The 19,209-nt window shown below is 59.1% G+C and carries 19 protein-coding genes; 5 read left to right on the top strand and 14 right to left on the bottom strand.

What is annotated here, in order from left to right; genetic code table 11:
- The first annotated feature begins 10 nt into the window (after positions 1–10).
- Positions 11–1,192 carry an AGE family epimerase/isomerase gene (locus ACR3FE_RS19610; protein ID WP_458209210.1) on the top strand — a complete coding sequence of 394 codons (1,182 nt, stop codon included), beginning with the start codon at positions 11–13 and terminating at the stop codon, positions 1,190–1,192.
- Between the two features lies 1 nt (position 1,193).
- On the opposite strand, the gene ACR3FE_RS19605 is transcribed toward ACR3FE_RS19610, so the two are convergent.
- From ACR3FE_RS19605 to ACR3FE_RS19580, 6 genes are all read right to left on the bottom strand, one after another.
- Positions 1,194–1,847 carry a hypothetical protein gene (locus ACR3FE_RS19605; protein ID WP_458209209.1) on the bottom strand — a complete coding sequence of 218 codons (654 nt, stop codon included), beginning with the start codon at positions 1,845–1,847 and terminating at the stop codon, positions 1,194–1,196.
- A 378-nt stretch (positions 1,848–2,225) separates the two neighbouring features.
- A complete protein-coding gene (locus tag ACR3FE_RS19600) occupies positions 2,226–2,738 on the bottom strand; it encodes a GNAT family N-acetyltransferase (protein WP_458209208.1) in 513 nt (170 codons plus the stop codon).
- 98 nt (positions 2,739–2,836) lie between these two features.
- On the bottom strand, positions 2,837–3,985 hold the full coding sequence (locus ACR3FE_RS19595) for a M24 family metallopeptidase (protein ID WP_458209206.1): 1,149 nt from the start codon (positions 3,983–3,985) through the stop codon (positions 2,837–2,839).
- A 614-nt stretch (positions 3,986–4,599) separates the two neighbouring features.
- Complete coding sequence (locus ACR3FE_RS19590) at positions 4,600–5,271, bottom strand: FmdE family protein (RefSeq protein ID WP_458209205.1); 672 nt, start codon at positions 5,269–5,271, stop codon at positions 4,600–4,602.
- A gap of 50 nt (positions 5,272–5,321) precedes the next feature.
- Positions 5,322–7,217: a heavy metal translocating P-type ATPase gene (locus tag ACR3FE_RS19585; protein ID WP_458209204.1), complete on the bottom strand. Its 1,896-nt coding sequence runs from the start codon at positions 7,215–7,217 to the stop codon at positions 5,322–5,324.
- 11 nt (positions 7,218–7,228) lie between these two features.
- A complete protein-coding gene (locus ACR3FE_RS19580; RefSeq protein ID WP_458209202.1) occupies positions 7,229–7,444 on the bottom strand; it encodes a heavy-metal-associated domain-containing protein in 216 nt (71 codons plus the stop codon).
- Between the two features lie 163 nt (positions 7,445–7,607).
- Between ACR3FE_RS19580 and ACR3FE_RS19575 the strand changes: the two genes are divergently transcribed.
- Positions 7,608–8,150: an ArsR/SmtB family transcription factor gene (locus ACR3FE_RS19575; RefSeq protein ID WP_458209201.1), complete on the top strand. Its 543-nt coding sequence runs from the start codon at positions 7,608–7,610 to the stop codon at positions 8,148–8,150.
- Positions 8,151–8,156: 6 nt separating this feature from the next.
- Here ACR3FE_RS19575 and ACR3FE_RS19570 read toward each other — a convergent pair whose 3' ends face one another.
- On the bottom strand, positions 8,157–9,149 hold the full coding sequence (locus ACR3FE_RS19570; protein ID WP_458209199.1) for a halocyanin domain-containing protein: 993 nt from the start codon (positions 9,147–9,149) through the stop codon (positions 8,157–8,159).
- 206 nt (positions 9,150–9,355) lie between these two features.
- On the opposite strand from ACR3FE_RS19570, the gene ACR3FE_RS19565 reads away from it, so the two are divergent.
- Entirely contained in the window at positions 9,356–10,339 is a 984-nt protein-coding gene (locus ACR3FE_RS19565) for a BtrH N-terminal domain-containing protein (protein ID WP_458209197.1), read from the top strand.
- Positions 10,340–10,701: 362 nt separating this feature from the next.
- Here the strand turns inward: ACR3FE_RS19565 and tsaA are convergent, their stop codons facing one another.
- Entirely contained in the window at positions 10,702–11,082 is a 381-nt protein-coding gene (tsaA, locus tag ACR3FE_RS19560; protein ID WP_458209196.1) for a tRNA (N6-threonylcarbamoyladenosine(37)-N6)-methyltransferase TrmO, read from the bottom strand.
- A 111-nt stretch (positions 11,083–11,193) separates the two neighbouring features.
- Between tsaA and ACR3FE_RS19555 the strand changes: the two genes are divergently transcribed.
- The gene (locus ACR3FE_RS19555) at positions 11,194–12,003 is read left to right on the top strand and encodes a hypothetical protein (RefSeq protein WP_458209194.1); all 810 of its coding nucleotides are present in this window, start codon (positions 11,194–11,196) and stop codon (positions 12,001–12,003) included.
- 50 nt (positions 12,004–12,053) lie between these two features.
- Here ACR3FE_RS19555 and ACR3FE_RS19550 read toward each other — a convergent pair whose 3' ends face one another.
- From ACR3FE_RS19550 to ACR3FE_RS19525, 6 genes are all read right to left on the bottom strand, one after another.
- The gene (locus ACR3FE_RS19550; protein WP_458209192.1) at positions 12,054–13,760 is read right to left on the bottom strand and encodes a right-handed parallel beta-helix repeat-containing protein; all 1,707 of its coding nucleotides are present in this window, start codon (positions 13,758–13,760) and stop codon (positions 12,054–12,056) included.
- A gap of 79 nt (positions 13,761–13,839) precedes the next feature.
- Entirely contained in the window at positions 13,840–14,520 is a 681-nt protein-coding gene (locus ACR3FE_RS19545) for a universal stress protein (RefSeq protein WP_458209190.1), read from the bottom strand.
- 150 nt (positions 14,521–14,670) lie between these two features.
- Positions 14,671–16,065, bottom strand: a complete 1,395-nt coding sequence (locus tag ACR3FE_RS19540) for an APC family permease (protein WP_458209188.1) — start codon at positions 16,063–16,065, stop codon at positions 14,671–14,673.
- 99 nt (positions 16,066–16,164) lie between these two features.
- Entirely contained in the window at positions 16,165–16,323 is a 159-nt protein-coding gene (locus ACR3FE_RS19535) for a hypothetical protein (RefSeq protein ID WP_458209186.1), read from the bottom strand.
- Between the two features lie 275 nt (positions 16,324–16,598).
- Positions 16,599–17,192, bottom strand: a complete 594-nt coding sequence (locus ACR3FE_RS19530) for a cupin domain-containing protein (protein WP_458209185.1) — start codon at positions 17,190–17,192, stop codon at positions 16,599–16,601.
- A gap of 971 nt (positions 17,193–18,163) precedes the next feature.
- Complete coding sequence (locus ACR3FE_RS19525; RefSeq protein ID WP_458209184.1) at positions 18,164–18,583, bottom strand: HVO_A0114 family putative DNA-binding protein; 420 nt, start codon at positions 18,581–18,583, stop codon at positions 18,164–18,166.
- A gap of 132 nt (positions 18,584–18,715) precedes the next feature.
- Here ACR3FE_RS19525 and ACR3FE_RS19520 point away from each other — a divergent pair, with 132 nt between their 5' ends.
- The gene (locus ACR3FE_RS19520) at positions 18,716–19,030 is read left to right on the top strand and encodes a DUF7718 family protein (protein WP_458209182.1); all 315 of its coding nucleotides are present in this window, start codon (positions 18,716–18,718) and stop codon (positions 19,028–19,030) included.
- Positions 19,031–19,209: the final 179 nt, after the last annotated feature.

Below are 19,209 nucleotides of genomic sequence, written 5' to 3'. Positions count from 1 at the left end.
CATCAGAAGTATGCCCTCGCCGAACCATCGTGATCCGTGGGTGCTCCGCCAGCGGGTGTTGAACGTCTTGAACTTCTACTACCCGGACTGTATCGACCATCGTTTCGGCGGCTACGTCGCACAACTCGACGAGCGAAACGGTCACGTCTACGACGGACGCACGAAACATCTCGTCGCAACCGCGCGGGCAGTCCACAACTTCAGCGTCGGCGTTCTCGTCGACGGGCCGGACTGGTGTCGAACGGCCGCCGAACACGGTCTTTCGTTCCTCTCGAACCACCACTGGAACGACGAACACGGCGGATACGACTGGATACTGCAGGGAACGACGACCGAAGACGAGACGCGATACTGCTACGGCCACGCATTCGTGTTGCTGGCGAGCGCGCGGGCGATCGAGGCGGGAATCCCCGGTGCGAGAGAAGAACTCGAAGCCGCGTTCGAGATCATCGACCGCCACTTCTGGGAATCGGAGTACGGACTGTGTGCCGACCGGGCAGGTGGGGACTGGGAAAGCCTCGCACCGTACCGCGGACAGAACGCGAACATGCACACCTGCGAGGCGTTACTCGCGGCCTATGAAGCGACAGGAACGGACCTATATCTCGACCGCGCATACTCCATCGCCGACTCGCTCGTGAACGACCTCGCGTCGAAAACGGGCGGTCGTCTCTGGGAGCATTTCGATGAGAGGTGGGAGCACGATATGGAGTACAACAGAGACGACCGCCGCCATCAGTTCCGACCCTGGGGTTACCAGCCCGGCCACCACGTCGAATGGGCGAAACTGCTCTCGGTGCTCTCGGAGTTCAGAGATGACGAATGGTTGACGGCGCGCGCACGAGACCTCTTCGACCTCGCCGTCGAGATGGGATGGGACGACGAGTACGGCGGATTCTTCTACACGGTCGACGAAGATGGCGAACCGGTCATCGCCGACAAGTACGGGTGGGCGGTCGCGGAGGCGATCGGAGCGGCGACGCTTCTGGGAGAACGCGACGACGCTTATCTCGACTGGTACGAGAGACTGTGGGAGTACGCCGACGAGCAGTTCGTTAATCCGAAGTACGGAAACTGGTTCGAGCGACTGTCTCGGACGAACGACCGAGACGGCTCGAATCACGGAATCGAGGTCGAACCGGGTTATCACCCCCTCAACAACGCGTTCGTGGCGATGACCGTCTTCGACTGAGTCACCGCTGATAGAACGAAACCGGGAGGGGAAAGACCACGGCGACGACGTCGGGAGGGATCGGCGGAAGGTCACCGCTCTGGCGTCCGTCCGCCGTCTCCCTGATCTTGAACTCGAACCCGTCCTCGATGCTGTTTCGTTCGCCTGCCGTCAGCGGGACGACTTCGAATTCGTCGCCGATTTCGAAGTTCAGGCCCTTGTGTGGGAAGACGACGGTGAACTGGTTGACGGCATCGAGGTACTGGACGAGATAAGCGTCGTGATTCGAGAGGTCAAGACGGAAACCGTTCGTGTCGGTTACGGTGGGCATTCGGGCGAGTGGGCCGGCGACGACGGCGAACGGTTCGTTTCGATAGAGCTGTGCATCGAGCATATAGATCGCCACGGATTCCAGCCCGTCTGTCGCAGTCGTTTGTCCGCCGACCGGGACGGAACCGACGGAAACACCGAGCGGTATCGCCGCCAGCGAACCGTATCTCAGCACGGAACGACGTGGGGCAGTCACCTTTTCAGCCGGGGCCTGCTCCGAGTCTGACTTGTTTCGTGTCATCGTGATGTCTCCCTCACAGCCTCCGAAGAACCGCTCCATCGGTGTGATGGTGTGGTCGAAGACACAGGTCATCTCAGCACGGACGATATTAAGTGTCGTGCTCACGCGAAGACGAGGGAATGGGCGAGGAGATACGGAGGGCGAACGTGAACGCGGGGGGAAGCGAACCGATGAACGAATGCAAAGTGAATTTATGATTTTAGATTCCGATATGATTATTTTAGCCAGAAATTATTTGTTTTTGAAGTCGGAACCCTGAACTGCAGGGAGGAAGGAGACTGTACCATGTCATACCATGCCTTACGACTTACGTGACACCCACCCCCTTCCGACCCTCCCTGCACGACGCCGTCTTCTACGGGCGACGCCCGAGTAGAACAGCGGTGTGCCCGAGTCACACGCGAGCAGTCACAGAGAGTGAAAAAAGACAGACTGAGTCCGAAGCAACCGACACTATCTCCGGCTCCACGACGCGAACAGACCTCAGAGGTCGAAAAACGGGTCTGGATAGCCGACCTCGCCGGTTGCACCCGCGAGGGACTGCTCGTGGAGTTCGAGCGCCATGAAATCTTCGTCAGGAAGGTCGAACGGGTTGTCGAGACCGAATTCGCTCGCTTGCGTGAAACCGAACCGTGGATAGAACGCAGTGCTGCCGTGGAGTATGACGCTATCGTAGCCGAGGTTCGCCGCCGTCTCCAACCCCGTTTCGATGAGTTCGCTGCCGATACCCCGTCTCTGTTCCTCCGGCGCGACGGCGACCGGTGCAAGTACCAGATGGTTCGTCGGGCGCTCGGTTCCCGGAATCTCTACCTGCGTGAAGAGGACGTGCCCGACGAGTCGATCACCGTCCTTTGCGACGAGCGAGAGTTCCGAGACGAACGCATCGCTCTCACGGAGCGAGTCGACCAGTATCGCTTCATCGACCGTCGGGAACGCAGCGGCGTGAACGTCGTGGACAGCGGCCCGGTCGTCTGCGTCTTCTTGGAGAAATCGCATGGCCGGAGAAGTAGCGGGTCAGGATATCACTCTTTCTCTCTCGATGTCACTCGTACGTGCGGGCGACAGCGTAGCGAATTCGATTTCGACGACGGACGCTATCCCGTGGTCGGCCGAATCCGACGCGGATAGTCGGTCAGATTCTCGTAGCCGGACTCCGTGACGACGACGAGGTCTTCGATGCGGACGCCACCCCGTTCTGGGTCGTAGACGCCTGGTTCGACCGTGACGACGTGACCCGCCTGCAACGGTTCGTCGCTCGACAGTGACGGTGATTCGTGGAGCGAGAGTCCGACACCATGGCCCGTTCCGTGATACATTCCGGTGGAAACGTCACCGACCTCGAATCCGTGGTCTCGAAGGGTCCGAGCGACGCGCTCGTGAACGGCTTCGGCCCGGATGCCGGCACCGGAGTCGAGCTTCGAGAACGCCGCATCCTGTGCATCGCGGACGGCGTCGTAGGCCGCTCGCTCCCATTCGGGGACCGACCCGACGACGAACGTGCGAGTCAGGTCACCGTAGTAGCCGTGCGGGCCACGTGGTGAGATGTCGAGCAAAACGGTCTCGTCCGGTCGAATCTCCTCGTTGCCGGTGAAATGGAGGTCGGCACAGGACTCGCCTGCACCGATGACGGTGTTTCCGGCGTTCCGAACACCGTGACCGGCGAGAACCGCATCGACCTCTCGGCGCAGACGTTCGGTGGTGAGCGGTTCGCCCTCCCAGTGGAGTACGCCCTTCCGAGCCTTGCTGTCGGCGAGAACGGCTTCTGCGCGGGCCATCCCCTGCTGTGCAGCGGCCTGTACCGACGCGATGCACGCCCGCTCGTCCGACGATTTCCGCGCTCGCCCGAAGTCCGAATCGGTCGAGACGATCTCGAAGTGATTCGAAAGCGTGGCGACGGCGTGGTTCGAGACATGGTCGGGGACGACAATTCGGTTCGCGGTGGTGAACTCACGAACCGTTTCGATGGCTCGCGCGGTCGCGGTCGCGCCCGCCTGTTGGCTCGGCGTTCGAATCTCGTCGCCGACGAACTCGCGTCGTGCTTGCTCGGCGAACAACCGTGGCGCACAGAGTATCGCCCGCCCGGCAACGTACACGAACGCATACTCCCGATCCGGGCCGGAAAAGCCGGTGAGATACCGGAGGTGGTCGTCGAACCGGTCGCCGACGTGGACGAACGCGCTGGCGTCACTGTCGGCGAGTTCTCGTTCGATGGCGTCGTACGCAGTGGCCGGTCGTGGCAACATCGTCTCACCGATCACCTTGTTTCGTCGTTCGTTCGTCGAAGGGATTCATGTTACTAGCCAGCACACACCACCCCGTGATGAGTTTTCGTATGCCGGAAAGGGTTTCGAACGACCGCGTTCGACGAAATCAAATACGGTCGTCAGCGAAACGGACGGGGTCGACCGCCCGTTTCGCCGGTTGGTATCAACGGTCACGGATTTCTGTTTCGATGAATTGGTCACAACGGATTATGTGAAGCCACTCCTTTCCACGAGTGTCGGGTACTCCAGTTCCCAAGCCACCAGAACGACCCGACACAAGATGGGAGAAGGACACCCCACGTCCAGTCAGGAGACGATAGGGTGTGTCTGGGTGATGGTTCGACCGCCCCAGTCACCTGCGGTCGAGTATCCTCCTCCCGAAATCGATAGCATCGACGGACGTACCAAGAGAAACCTACCGTACTGACCTATACTAAGACATACTGAGAAATACTGAAAAGTATCTAATGACTGAATTGTACTGAAATTGTACTGGCACGCGTGCGTGAATTCACCACGGTGACCGGCGAGAGAAGAAGTTCTTTCTGCGACCGTTTCCCGCTACGAGGTCCTCTTTCTGCTACTATTTCCTGCTACGAGGTTCGTTCGAAGGAGAACATGGAATCATCCGTGAGCACGGCCCCAACGCGTCCGTTCCACGCCTCCGCGAAGGCTGCTCGCTCCTCGTCCGTCGCGGTTCCGTCGATCAACTTCGGAAGGGACTGAACGGCGGACCCCGCGTCGGGAATCTCGCTGGTGTGGTACGTTACCTCGACCGAGTCGCCCGTATCGGTTCTGCGAAAGGCGAACGTGACGCCGTCGCCGTCGAGGTCGCCGAACGAGAGGAAGTTCTTCCGACCGCCGTAGCCGCCAGCGAGACCGCCGAATCCGTCTTCTCTGGCAGCGCCCGTGACGTACGAGATGAGCCGTGACATCACGCCGTAACTCGGGTCGTCGACCGGTCCACCTGCGGTCACCTCGACGTCTCCTCGAACGGGAAGGTCGTCCGGGTAGAGCGCGTCTAGCCCCAGTTGGGCGATTCGGTAGGCTCCCGCAGCAGTCGGACAGGAGTGGCCCGCAGCTTTGACCACGTCCTCATAGCTGACCACGAATGGGTCGCCCGGTTCCAGCACCGTCAGTGCTTCAGCGACGGGGTCCCGGATTCGAATGGGTTCAACGGCCTCGTAATCGATCTGCCAGTTCGTCCCTGTCGATTCGTTCGTCGATTCTTTCGTCCCTGTCGTTTCGTTTGTCGGTTTGCTCATGATCTATGTCGCTGTTGTTATCGTTCGAAGTTGGTTGATCGTCGTTTTGGTCAGTATCGTAGGAGTCGCATCCCGTTCACGATGACCAGCAGAACGCTCCCCTCGTGGACGAGCATGCCGCCCGCGAGGTGAACGGCGCTCGTCAGGACGCCCGCGAGCAACAGGAGCACCGTGATGACGGCGATGCCGACGTTCTCGTAGATGTTGCGCCGGGTCGCTTTGCTGAGCTTCACGGCGTACGGGATGCGTTCTAAGTCGTCGGCCATCAGCGCCATATCTGCGGTTTCGATGGCGGTGTCCGTTCCGGCGGCACCCATGGCGATTCCGACGTCGGCGGTTGCGAGACTGGGTGCGTCGTTGATGCCGTCGCCGACCATCGCCACGACGAATCCCTCGTCGCGGTATTCTTCGATGATTCCCTGTTTGTCCTCGGGAAGGAGTTCGGCCTCGTACTCGTCGATACCGACCTCCTCGGCGACCGTTCGTGCAGGGCGCTCGTTATCCCCCGTGAGCATCACCGTTTCGACACCGGCTTCACGCAGGGTCGTCACGACGCCCGGTGCCGCCTCGCGGAGTTCGTCGCGGAGCGCGATGACGCCGACCACGGTTTCGTCACGGACGACGTGAACTGCCGTTTCGCCCGATTCTTCGCGGTCACGGACGTACTCGGCGATCTCGTCCGAGATGGAGATGCGACGTTCTTCGAGTAGTGCCCGGTTCCCGACGAGTATCTCCCGTCCATTGTGATGGGCCACGACACCCTTTCCAGCAACGACCTCGAAAGAATCCGGGTCGGGAACCTGTCGTTGCTGTGCCAGTGTCCCACCATCTGCGAGGGTGGCGTCGTCGCCGTCCGACTCTTCGGCAGCCGAGAGGATGGCGCTACCGAGATGGTGTTCGCTCTTCTTCTCCGCCGTCGCTGCGAGTCGAAGTACCTCGTCGTCGTCGATTCCGAAGCCCTCGATGTCGGCGACGGTCGTCTCACCCCTGGTGAGCGTCCCCGTCTTGTCGAACGCGACGAGGTCTATCTTCCCGGCGGTTTCGAGGTGCTCACCACCTTTCATGAGGACGCCGTTTCGCGCCGCATTGCCGATGGCACTGACGATGCTCACGGGAGGCCCGATGACGAGCGCACCGGGACAGCCGATGACCAGCAACGTCAACGCCATCATCTCGTTTCGGGTCACGGCGTAGGCCCCGACCGAGAGGGCGATGATGGCGGGCGTATAGTACTTCGCAAACCGTTCGATGAGCGTCTCCGTCGGCGCTTTTGCCTCCTGTGCTTCTTCGACGCGGCGGATGATCCGCTGGAGGGTCGTATCCGACCCGGTTCCCGTGGCGGTGACCGAGAGCGCCCCATCCTGGTTGATGGTTCCAGCGTACACCTCGTCACCGGGTGCTTTGTACGCTGGTGCGCTTTCGCCGGTCACCGGAGCCTGATTGACGGCGCTCTCACCATCGGCGACCTCGCCATCGACCGGGATCTTCTCGCCCGGACGGATGATGACGATCTCGCCGTCCTCGACCTCGTGAGCGGGAACTTCGACCTGCTCGCCGTCGCGCTTGACGAGCGCCGTCGACGGAACCATCTCCAGCAGTTCCTGGAGCGCGTTCCGCGTCCGTCGCATCGTCCGGCTTTCGAGGTAACTTCCGAGCGAGAACAGGAAGACGACCGCCGCCGCCTCCCAGTACTCCCCGATGATGATCGCGCCGATGGCGGCCAGCGTAACCAGCGTGTTGATGCCGACGGAGCCGCTCCGAAGGGTGTAGTACGCCTTCTTAGCGATGTCGTACCCACCGACCACCGCCGCCAGGACGAGGATGGCCGCGCTCGCCGTATCGTACGTCGTGACGTAGCCGAGGCTCCAACCGCCGACGTACAACAGGCCACTCGTCCCCGTGACGATGGCTTTTCGATGGGTTCTGTAGTACTGCTTCCAGTTCATGTGAACCACTCTCAGGCTGGCTGCGGAGTGTAGCCCTGTTGCTGTATCGTCTGCTCGAAACCACTGGCGTCAGTGGCACCTTCGTCGTACTGTATCTCGACTCGGCCTGTCGTGTAGTGAACCTCGACGGATTCGACGCCATCTACCTTCTTCAGCGCTCGCTCGACGTTGCTCGCACACGTCGGACAGTCGAAGTCCAGCACACGATATTGGACAGTTTCGGTCATGCTCTCTTCGAGTGATGCTACGAGCGGGCCATCAAAAAGCATTTCTCAAATGATATGTTTGAGCGGCTTCAGGGTCGCTCGCACCGGTGAAACGACTCGTCTAGATGGTCGGTGAGCCGATACCTAGCATCTATACGGCCACGTTCCCTACTTCGAGACAGAGATGAGCGAGTTCGCAACCGACGTCGAATTGAAGGATATCGCGATCCGCGATACGGACGTATCCAGTGCGGTGGACGAACCGGTTCGGGCGATGATCCTCGACATGCTCGCGGAGCGAGAGTTAGGTGTCGCGGAGTTACACGACGAACTCGCGGATCGCGGCTACGAACGGACGGAGAACACCGTGCGCCATCACATCAACGAGTTGCGTGACGCCGGGTTGGTCGAGGTCGCCCGTCTCGAAGAGCACCGGGGCGGGACGACGAAGTACTACCGGGCGAACACGATCGTGCTCTCGTACGCCATCCCCGAGGGTGCCACGGCGGAGATCGACGAGATGGCGAACCGGGTTCGACCACAGATGAGCAACCTCCTCGACACGCTCCACGACGAGTACGACGACGATATCGAGCGAATCGGAGCCGAGATGGCACCCTGCGAGCACTGTAACACGCAAAAATACGAGACGTACCTGCTCCTCAGCATCCTCCGGCGAGCGTTCGTCAAAGTACACACGGACGGGGAACGCTCGCCGAGCGAGTGACGACGATCACTCGGTTCCGTCGTCAGAACCGCGTTTGACGAAGCTCGACACGATGGGTGCCAGCATCATCACGACGACGGAGCCAGCGAACACCTTACCGAACCAAGAAGGCCCTTCGACCGTCTCCACGGTCTGCGCTTTCAGCGCACTGTCGGTGGATTCGGTGACGACGACCGCACCCTTCATCCCCATCGACTTGTGCGGCAGACAGTAGTACTTGTGCGTGCCCGTCTCCCCGAACGTGTGTTCGAAGGAGTACCCTGCATCACTGACCATCTCGCTCTCGAACGTGCCATCGTCGGTGACGACGTTGTGTGCGCCACCTTTGCCCGTCCACTTCCAGACGACCTTCGTTCCCGGATTCACCTGGATTGCGGCGGGGCCGAAACCGAACGCGCCACCGTTCGCGTCGGTGCCGACTTCCACCGTCACCTCGTCTTTGCCGGTTCGGTCGGTTACGCCGTCGAAGTTGTCCACGTCCGCGAACCAGTCTCCGAACTCGGGTTCGACAGCCTTCTTGTTCGTTGTCGCGCCCCCGACGACCACGGCCCCTTTCATCCCCATCGCCTTGTGCGGCAGACAGTAGTACTTGTAGGAGCCAGCGTCTTCGAAGGTGTGCTCGAAGGTGTAACCCGCGTCACTGACCATCTCGCTCTCGAATCCGGCGCCTCCCTCGGCGACGACGTTGTGTGCGCCGCCCTTGCCCGTCCACTCCCAGACGACTTTCGTTCCGGGACTGACCCTGACAGCAGCGGGGCCGAAGCCGAAGGCACCACCGTTCGCCTCGGAGCCGACTTCGACGCGGACTTCCGACTTCCCGGTCTTATCGACGACACCGTCGTAGTTGTCTACGTCCGAAAACCAGTCGTCGAGACCAGAGTCGCTTTCTGCTGTTGCGGTGGTCGTCGCCGTGGCAACTCCGCCGGCACAGAGTGCGGTCGTGGTGAGGAACGTTCTGCGTGACAATCGTGGTACAGTGGAGGTCGTATCGTTCGTCATCGTGAGTTCTTAAACGGTAGTTCGGACGGCAGGGATTTATCAATGGTAGCACATTCTCGGAGCGCGGGAATCGCATCCGAGAGACGGTAGCGACCCGACGAAGGAGATATGATGAAGGTACCCACGAAACGATTCGACAGCGACGGACCGGCGGCTGGCGCCCCGAGGACGATATTACTATTGCGGGTGACACCACTCACTCGTGTATGCAACTGTCCGAATATTCGCACGCGACTGGGGCCCACTGCGGTTCGGCCTCGCTTCGAAATCTGGCAGCGTACTACGGTTGGGGCTTCGACGAGCCGTTCTGTTTCGGGATCGGGGCCGGATTAGGCTTCGGCTACTACGACCACGGGCCAGCGAGCCGGCTCATCATGGGTCGGAACGGGCAGTTAGAAACCGGGTTCTTCGAAACGCTCGGAGTCGAGTATCGGGAGACGAGTGAGCAGGACTGGGAGACGGCGTGGGACGACGTGCAAGCACACATCGAAGACGGTGAGCCGGTCATGTTGTTCGCGGATATCTTCTACCTCGACTACTTCGACACGAACACGCATTTCGGCCCCCACACGCTCCTCTGTGTCGGATTCGAGGGAGACGACGTCTTCCTCTCCGACACCGAGTTCGAGTCGGTACAACGACTGCCGAAAACGGCCCTACGGGAGGCGTGGGATTCCGATTACGGGTTCGGCCCACTCGACAATCAGTGGCTCGTCGTTCGTGACCCCGACATCGAGCGCGACATCGAGACGGCGAGCACGCACGCGATCGAGCGAGCTACGGAGCAGTTGTTAGAACCCGAAAGCGGTCGCTGGAAGACACAAGGAATCGACGCTATCAGGCGATTCGCAGACGATCTTCCCACGTGGACGCAGCTGGACGATACGAGTTGGTGTGCGCGATTCGCCTATCAGAACATCGAACGACGCGGAACTGGCGGCGGGGCGTTCCGCCGGTTGTACGCCGATTTCCTCGAACAGGTCGCCTCGGAACTCGGACTCGAAGCCGACTTCCCGACTCATCTCCACGACATCGCCGACGAGTGGACTCGATTGAGCGAGACGCTCAAGAAAGCGAGCGAATGTGAGGGTCGAAAACAGGAACGACTGCTCGAAGAGGCCGGGACGCAGGCCATGGCACTTGCCGACGACGAAGAGCAGTTTTTCACCCGGCTTCGGGAGTCGATCTAGAGACGCGTCGATCACGATTCGTTCGACGACCTGTCGGCAGTCCCGTTCGATTGGTTCGACTCGGTTCCAGAAGAGGCCTATCCAAGTCATAGAACGCATATCGAACTACTCCTCTGGGACAGAACCGTCGCGGATGATTTGCGATTCTATATCCCCGAATAGCAGTCCTTTTTGAACATCTCGTTTCGAGAAACCGTTCTGTCCGATGGTAACACTTAACACATAAAAGCTGGATCGACAGATGGCGCTGGCGGAAGCCAGTAGCTGTCATCCCCGGGCTGGTAACCCAACACCACTACTTTCAGACAGTTTCGGTCGCGGTCGGTTCGAGTGGAGACGAGCTGTCAGCACCGACCAGAACGTCAGTCTCGTTCGATAGGTGGTTTGAGATCGAGAACCGGCGTGCCGTCTATCATATCGACCCCGCGAACACGAACGTCGCATCCCTCTACGTCGAGTATCTCGCAGTCGGAGAGACAGATGGGGTTCGGACGTGCAGGAGACCGGGTCGTGAACACGCCGCGCCCACCGTCGCGGTCTATCGTCACCACCGAGCGGTCTGCTCGGTCGGCGAACCAGACGACGAGCACGTCGTCACCGGCAGCGAAACCGTCCAATCCCTTCTCGTACGACGAATCGAGCGAAATCGTTCCCGTCGCCCCCTCCAGAAAGCCCTGTCTCGGTGCGTCGTCCCGCGTATCGAACGGCGTCGAAATTCTCCCAATCGGTTCGCACGTTGGCATGCGACTCCATACTCCTCCCCTGCCATTACAGTTTCCCGAATCGATTCGGCGAATGACCCCATCGAAATCATGACGAGGGAGCCAAAACGTTCTCAAGGTCGCCCTTCTAGGGTGAGCGTACCCGGAGTCATCGTCTTCCACATGTTCGAAACGACCGCCCACCTCCTTCAGAGATCACCACTCGCCATCGTCCCTCTGCTGGCGCTCGTCTGGTTCGTCGGAAAGGGTCTGATACAGCGAACCGGAATCGTCTACTCTATCCTCAGACGCGTCCTCACGGTCGCCGTTACACCGCTGATCTTCCTCTTCGTCTTCGCCGAACTCACCGGAATCGGAGCGTTGTCGGGACTCGCAAGGTCGCTGTTCGACCTCGAAGCAGGTGTCGTAAACGAGGGACTCGCGATCGTCGATTCGCTCGTCGCCGCGCTCCTGCGAGCGTTTCTCGGATTCGTCGATGGGTTCCTGAACGCAGCGGTTGGGAGTACACCAGCGGTATCTCCCTGGGATCCGCTTTCCGTGGTCTCTACTGCTGCATTCCTCGTCGCAGTCTTCGGTATCCACTTTCTCGCAGGAGGTGTCCTCGTCTGGTTCACAGCCGAGTTGGAGGGAGACCTATCCATGGATGGCTGGCTGAGCGGTGCTGGCCTGGTCTTGTTCGTCTCGGGTATGGTATGGCTTCTCTTGCATCTCGGAACGTTCGACGTGGGTAGACTCGGTCGGGAGTTCGCGGTACTTGCGACCTCAGCGGGGGTCACCTCTGGGGTCGTTGTAACCGCACTCGTCGTGAAACTCGATTACGAGGATTCAGGCGACCGACCGGAGACCGGTGAACCGTCCCGCGACGACACGGACGACCACCACCGGCAGTCTCGCTACGAACGCCTGAAACGCACCATTCGAACCGTCTCCCATCGTCGATAAGCGTCACATCGACATGACGTTCACAGATGATCGTCGATGAACGTCGACCGTCATCGAATCGATTCGACGAAGACGTCGATGCTCGATCTCGGCGACCCGACAGTAAGCATCACACCATCGAACCCACCGTCCTGCGTTGGAACGTACGAGATATCCTGAACACCCCCACCCACACGACCGAAGGTCAGCCTCGGTCGTCTCGTGTAGGGTTTGTCGAACTGGAGCGTGACGACTCCCAACTCGTCGGCCACGAGTCCCCGGTGCACGTCGAAGGCTGGTACGTGGTCGCGGACGATCGACGTCGCGCTATCGATTAACCACGGCTTGCGCCCATTCGCCCAGTTCTCGCCGTAGAGGGTGTCCCCACCGCCATCGCCTTCGACGATCGCCGGGCCGTCGCTCTGATGGATGCGATTGCCTCGGACGACGTTCCCCTCGGTTCGGATCAGGATACCCGCATCGTGGCCACCAGCGCGACCGAACGAGCGGACACGATTGTCGGAGATCTCGTGACCGCCACGGTCGGAGCCATGAGCAACGATTCCTGCGCGTTCGACGTTCCGGACGCGGTTGCTCTCGACATCGACGAATCTGGCGTCGTCCAACAGGATTCCTGCTCGACCTGTTCCCGCGACGGTGTTGTGAGCGACGGTCCCGTCACTCGCTCCGACGATTCGAATCCCGTCGCTATCGACGTCGGAGATGCTATTTCTCGAAACGGTGAACTCCGAGATTCCGTCTTCGACTTTGATTCCCGACCCGCCGTAGTCGGAGAGGTCGTTGTCGACGACGGTGACGTTCGACGCACGTTCGATATCGAGCGAGATACCCGCAAAATCCGACCGTCCGGCGACGCTCACGTTACCCTCGATCCGAACGTCGTGAACCGCACCCTCGAATCCGATGTGGCAGAACGATTTGTGGGAACCGAATCCGACGTTGTCGGCGATGAGAACGTATCCTCGGTCGGTCTGTGCGTCGTTTCCGCCGACACCGGTCAGGCTCCCCTCGCTGTTGTCACCCATCACGTTCCCGACGACGCTGATGTTTCGACCCTGTTGATGGTTCCCGGAGCGCCAGACGTCACAGGAGATAGACCGGTCAAAGCCGTCTGTGACGACGTTGCCGGCGACGACGACTCCCTGTCCAGCGACCTGGATTCCCCGGTCACCGATATCGTCGATCCGGTTTCCGAGGATGCGAACATTTCGGCACTCGCGCTCCGCGCTGATACCGCTTCCACCCTCGTTGTGGTCGTGGTACGGGTGTGTTCGCGTCAGATAGTTTCCGGACAGGATGACGTTCTCGGCGTCCTGGACGATGATACCGTGAAGTCGTTTTGCGAACGAACGCTGACCGCTCGGATTGCCGTGGTACCCGACCCCACGAACGGTCACGTTCTCGCAGTGGCGGTTTGCCCCGATCCGGATACCACCGACGTTAGTGCCGTCGGCAGGTTTGACGAGGGTCGAAGCGCCGGAGCCGACGATGGTCACGTCGTCAACGTCGATATCGAGCCAGCGGTTCGTCCGATACGGAGCGTTCTCGCCTGTGAGGACGAGCGTCTCACCGCTCGAAAGCGCGTCGAAGGCCGCTTCGAGTTCGGTCGTCGTCGAGACGACGTGGTCGGCGGCGAGTTGATCGACTTGCGTCTCGGCTCGAGTATCGCACCCGTCAGCCAGAAACCCCCAGCTACCGACCGCGAAGGCGAGTCCAGCAGTCCACCCAAGTAGCTGCCGCCGAGGAATATCAGCCATACTCTCCAGAGTAACGACGTGGATCCAACACTGTTTTGTGGCCGACTGGTTCGGAATTAGCAGTGGAATCGAGAAAGCGTCAGTAGACGAGTCGGTCGATGAGTGCGCGTAAGAACGTGTGCCGTCGTGGTTTCTGGGTGTGGGTGAGCAAGACGGTACAGTCCAGTCGCTCCACCAGTTCGTCGGGGACGGCCCCGAAGAGCACGTCGTAGACGAGATGGTGTGCGGACGTGCCGATGATGACCAGATCCGACGACCTCGCGACCTCGACCAGCCCGGCGACGCGGTCGTCGGTCGTGACCACGGTCGTTTCACATCTCCCGCGACAGAACTCTCCGAGCGATTCGAGATACTGCGTCGTCGTATCGAGTCGTTCGTCGGATGCGGACTCTTCGACCGTTGCGACGAACCGTATCGTTGCGTCGGACGCAGTTGCGATTCCGTCCGCGACAACGACTTCGAGTGGATCGAACGGCCCCTGATCTGCGATGACGGTGATCTCCTCGACGGTGTCGTAGCCACGGTTTCGGACGAAGACGAGGTCACTGTCGGTGTGTCGCATATACCAGTCCACGTCAGCGCCGAGGAGTTCTGCGTGCCAGCGACTCGGATGCCACTCGCCAAGCACGATGTCGATGCCGTTGTGATCGACGTAATTTGCGACCGCACGTTTCGTGTCGTGTGTGACGATCTCACCGAACTCTACTGGAACGTCGACGTCGAGAGCATCGCCCGAATCGGGTTCCAGTTCCACGTCCACAGGAGATTGGTCTGCTGCAGCAGAGAGACCGAGCTGCGCGGGTATCTCTTCGAAGTGGACGACCTGAACGTGCCCACCAGCGGGGCGAACGATATCGGTGCCGAGACGGATCGTTTCGAGAAGTTCTTGGCGCTGTTCGGGAGGTGGGCGTCATCCGACCGGGACGAGAAGTCGCGTCGAGCCGTGCTCCGAACAGACGACCCGTGTCCGTTCGAGTGCGCGCTCGACCGAACTGCGACGGATGGCGTCGAGTGCTGCCCCTTCTCGTTCCGTTCGCTCCCGACCGTACAGCCGATACCAGAGCAGGCCGCTGACGATGATACCGACGGCACCGACGATGGGTACCAATCCCATCTGCGTGATAAGAACCAGTCCACCGAGGATGCCGAACAGTTGCACCCACGGATACGCAGGAGCGACGAACTCCGGTTCGTACCACGAAAGCTCGCTCTCGCGGAACGCGACGAGTGCGGCGTTCACGAACACAAACACGAGGATCTGGAACGCGCTCGCGAGCTTCGCCAACGACACGACCGGGACGAATAGGATGAGCATACCGAGGAGGAGCCCCGTAAAGCCGATGGAGAAGACCGGGGTTCGAAATCGGTCGTGGATATTGCCCAGAATCGGTGGGGCGAGCGAATCGCGGCTCATGGCGAGTGGAAACCGCGACGACGAGAGGATTCCCGCGTTCGCCATGCTCGTGAGTGCCAGCACGGCAACGGCACTGATCACAAATTGGCCAGTCCGACCGAGAAATTCGTTCGCAGTGAGTGCCATCGGCGTCAGCGATTCGGTCAGTTCGATGGTCGGTGCGACACCGACGATGACGAAGACGACGAACGTGTAGACGAGCATCATGACGACGACGGAGGTGAGGATTCCGGCAGGAATGTTTCGCCCCGGTTCTTCGACTTCTTCGGCGACACTCGCTATCTTCGTCACCCCGGCATAGCTCACGAACACGAATCCGGTCGCTTCCAACAGGCCGCCACCGCCGTGGGAGAAGAAGGGGTGGTAGTTGGGTCGGTCGACGTACGTGAGTCCGTCCGCGATGAACAGAACGAGCGAGAGCAACACGATGCTGACGATCGCGGCCTGTAACCGTCCGCTCTGTTTCACGCCGACGACGTTGACGAGGACGAGCACGAGTGCAAGTGCGAGTGCGACGACCGTGACCGTGCCAGCAGGAACGGAGACGGCCAACAGGAGATACGCACCGAGTCCGACAAGAGCGAAGGCGCTCTTGAACACGAGAGAGAACCACGCGCCGATTCCGGCGATGGCTCCCGGTAACGGCCCCATCGCACGGTCGATATACAGGTACGTTCCACCGGCTTCAGGCATCGCAGTCGCCATCTCGGCTTTCGAAAGCGCAGCGGGCAGAACGAGAACTCCCGCGAGAAAGTACGCGAGTACGACCGACGGGCCAGCTATCTTCGACGCCAGTCCGGGGAGGACGAAGATGCCACTGCCGATCATCGCGCCGATGCTGATGGTGATGGTCGCGTACAGCCCGAGGTCGCGCTCCAGTTCTTTGACCACGACTGTCGAAACATAGGGTATCCAACGGTTTGAAGATGCATGTGGATCGAGCACCGCTATCGGTCGGAGACGCCCCCGTTCGTCCACGAAGGGTGACAGCTAGTGCTTCCAGCTCGTCCGCGTGAAATCGTAGCCCCCACACTCCGGACACACCTGCCGCTGGAATTCGAACGATCGCCCACAGCCACCACAGACGTAAAGAGTCCGTTCGTCTTTCCGATCGAACAGCGTCGTCCGGAGTGTAGAGAGGATACCCATCCGAATCACACCAGTCCGGTGAAATGTCCCACTTGTTTATAGGTAATTTCCGCCTACTCCCTTCGTTTCGGCTTTCTAACGGAGATTGTGAGTCTCAGGAGCGAGAAAGGAAGCGGCTCGATCTGCCGGAGACGACTATACGATGTAACCGAAGCTGTGCAAAACGACCGATGGACTGACCGAATCATCGTATTCGGAGAACGAACGATCGCGTTCGGGTACCGAGATAGTTCCAGCCTTCCTTTTGTCCCGGTTGGCGGTGATGTGCACGTTGGTCACGACTGACTGTATTCGGGGTAGTGGGGACGATAGCCGAGAAGGCGACCGAACGGAGCAAGCAGCTTGAACGTCGGTTTCTGTATCAAAGCCGAAGGACTTGCAAGATGATTCGTCTCCCAGTAGTGGTCTGCGATCACGGCCATCTGAAGGGGATTCGGTATCCCTTTGGCGTTCGTCTTGCCATCCGCCGCGAGTCCGTAGACAGTCTCCAGAAACTCCGCGAACTCCAGGGCGGGACGAACCTCGACACGCGCTCGTAGTTCTTGGTCGCCGTCGTTCCACCAGCGGTGTGGCGTTCCGGCAGGGATGACGAAGGATTCGCCAGCGGAAACGGTGAACGGTTCACCGTCGAGCGTTCCAGTTACACTCCCCGCAACAACCTCGAAGGATTCTCGCTGGCGTTCGTGTACGTGTTCAGGTGGACCGGCCGCGAACGGTTCGGCAACGATCTCCAGCTCGACGAGTTCGCCATCGGTTTCTTCACCCCGGCGCAAGAATACCACCCGCTCTCCAGTGATCGGGTTCTCGATCACATCGGCTCCCTCGTTAACTGGTGGCGCTCCCCCCGAATCCGGATCACTGGCGTTCATGATCCCCGTAGCATTGGTTTGCTGGGAGAGTAAACCTGCTGGTGAACGTGAATTCGGCAGGTTCACGTCGGCAGCCATATGACCGTCCCACGAAGTACGAACCTCCACTCATGCGTTCAGGATGCGTATAGCAACATTTGATTTATGATATAGGTCCATCTTGTCATCCGATTGAACGAGAGGTGACTGAAACGTGCGAATGCGTCCGAAAAGACACCGATCTACGGTATGTCTATAGTAGCGGAGCAAGGGATTCGAACTGGACGACCACCAGATCATCGGTCAGAAATAGGGAGATCGTTAGATTCGCACGGCCCGATTTAGTGGATGCTGTCTCGGTCGTGGGGACCGTTCGAAGGAATGAAAACGATTCCAACCCCCGTTCGAATCGAAAACTACCAATAGTGGTTCTCGAAGGTGCCACTTGCTTGCTTTCGTCGAGGGAGCAATTTCGATGATCGGAATGTCGTTCATCTACCCAAATGCACCGAAAGCTGTTGGTGCCCTTTCCTGTTGAAAAGATTCATATAAATATTTTTAAAAATGTCGTCCTCTATTGCGGCCTATCCACCGAGATCGAACGATTCGACAGGTAAAAGCCTGATATAGGATGAAACTCTCTCGGCAGCAGAAATCCGATTTTCGCTACAAGTGGGCAGCGAAACCAGCTGCGCAGCACCATTCTGGCCATCACGATCCGGGGGTAGCGTGGTGAGAAACCCGTTCCCACCCATTCTACTTCTGGAATCCAGATAGCGTGACAGGGTGCCACCCCGTGTGAACACGATAGCAAATAAACTGGAAGCACTCTCAGATATCGGAACATTCCCCGAGAAACCTACGTTCTGCCGCCGAGAACGAAATCCGCTTCGCCGAGGGAGGCGACCCGACCGATTCCACTTCCTATTATAGAGGTCAATGGAGATGTTCGGTTCATCGAATCTGTTCAACAGTAAAAATCCAAATTCGTCTTAGTCAGCAGCTATCTCGCCAGTGTGGTTGGTTGCGTCTTCCATTGGCTCACCTTCGAACACGACAGGTTTGACGAACACGTTCTTGTGAGCAAGCACTGGCCGCTTTGCACGACCGTTTTGCTCATACTCGACAACTCCAGCCTCATATAGGATGTCAAGGTCGCGCTTGACGATACTGATGTCTCGATCAACACGGCGACCAAGATCTCGCATTGATTCGAGATCGTCAGTAGCTATCTCGTTGAGTAGCTCCATTCTTTTTTCTGTGAGCACTTCTTCGGCGGTCGAGCGGGAGAGTAGCAACACATCGTCGAAGCCAGCTTCCGCTACTCGCCGAATGAACTTAGTTTTCTGATTCATCCTAATCCGTTCCCGTCCGGCTGCGGTGTTCTGACGATACGCCTTCCCTGGCATCATACGGTTGTTTTCTGACTTTCATGGTTATCTCGACCAACTCCAGTGAAGGGTTGTCCCCTTGGTCTATGATGACTTAGGAGGTCAACAGTTAAATAGCTACGGGATATGTGCTTATGTAGGAGAATTTCAATAATGGCCGGACCCCAGAATTTTGAGGACAACCTTGGGACGTGGCGGGGACGAACGTATCTAATGGCGGTTCGGGGGACACCAGACTATTTCGACCCTGACGACTTTTCCGTGAACGTATACTACAAAAACGCCGCAACTGAGAGAAGTATCGATATCGCTCGTGTTGATACATCCCATGGATATACTCACATGGACCGGCTTTTTCGCGATCCGAAAGACAAGAAGCCCGTTGATTGGGACATTTGGGAAGCCATCGATCACTTCGAGGAGTACTGGCCCCGCTATGCCAAACAGTTTGAGAAGAATTGGGGCTAACACATTTTTGCTACAACTGTATACCCCCACAAGGGTACTCCTGGGGAGTATCCACTGCCTCATGTTGCACTAAGCGGGTGTGGACACAATCAATCTCGAATGAAAAATAATAGCTGCAACCTATTTTTGAATTGAAAATGGGAAGTACACAATATATCCAATATCTGTTGAATGAGTGC

The organism is Haladaptatus rarus, from assembly GCF_054177585.1.
The sequence above is the reverse complement of the archived record's forward strand: the minus strand, read 5'-3'. Positions and strand labels throughout refer to the sequence as shown.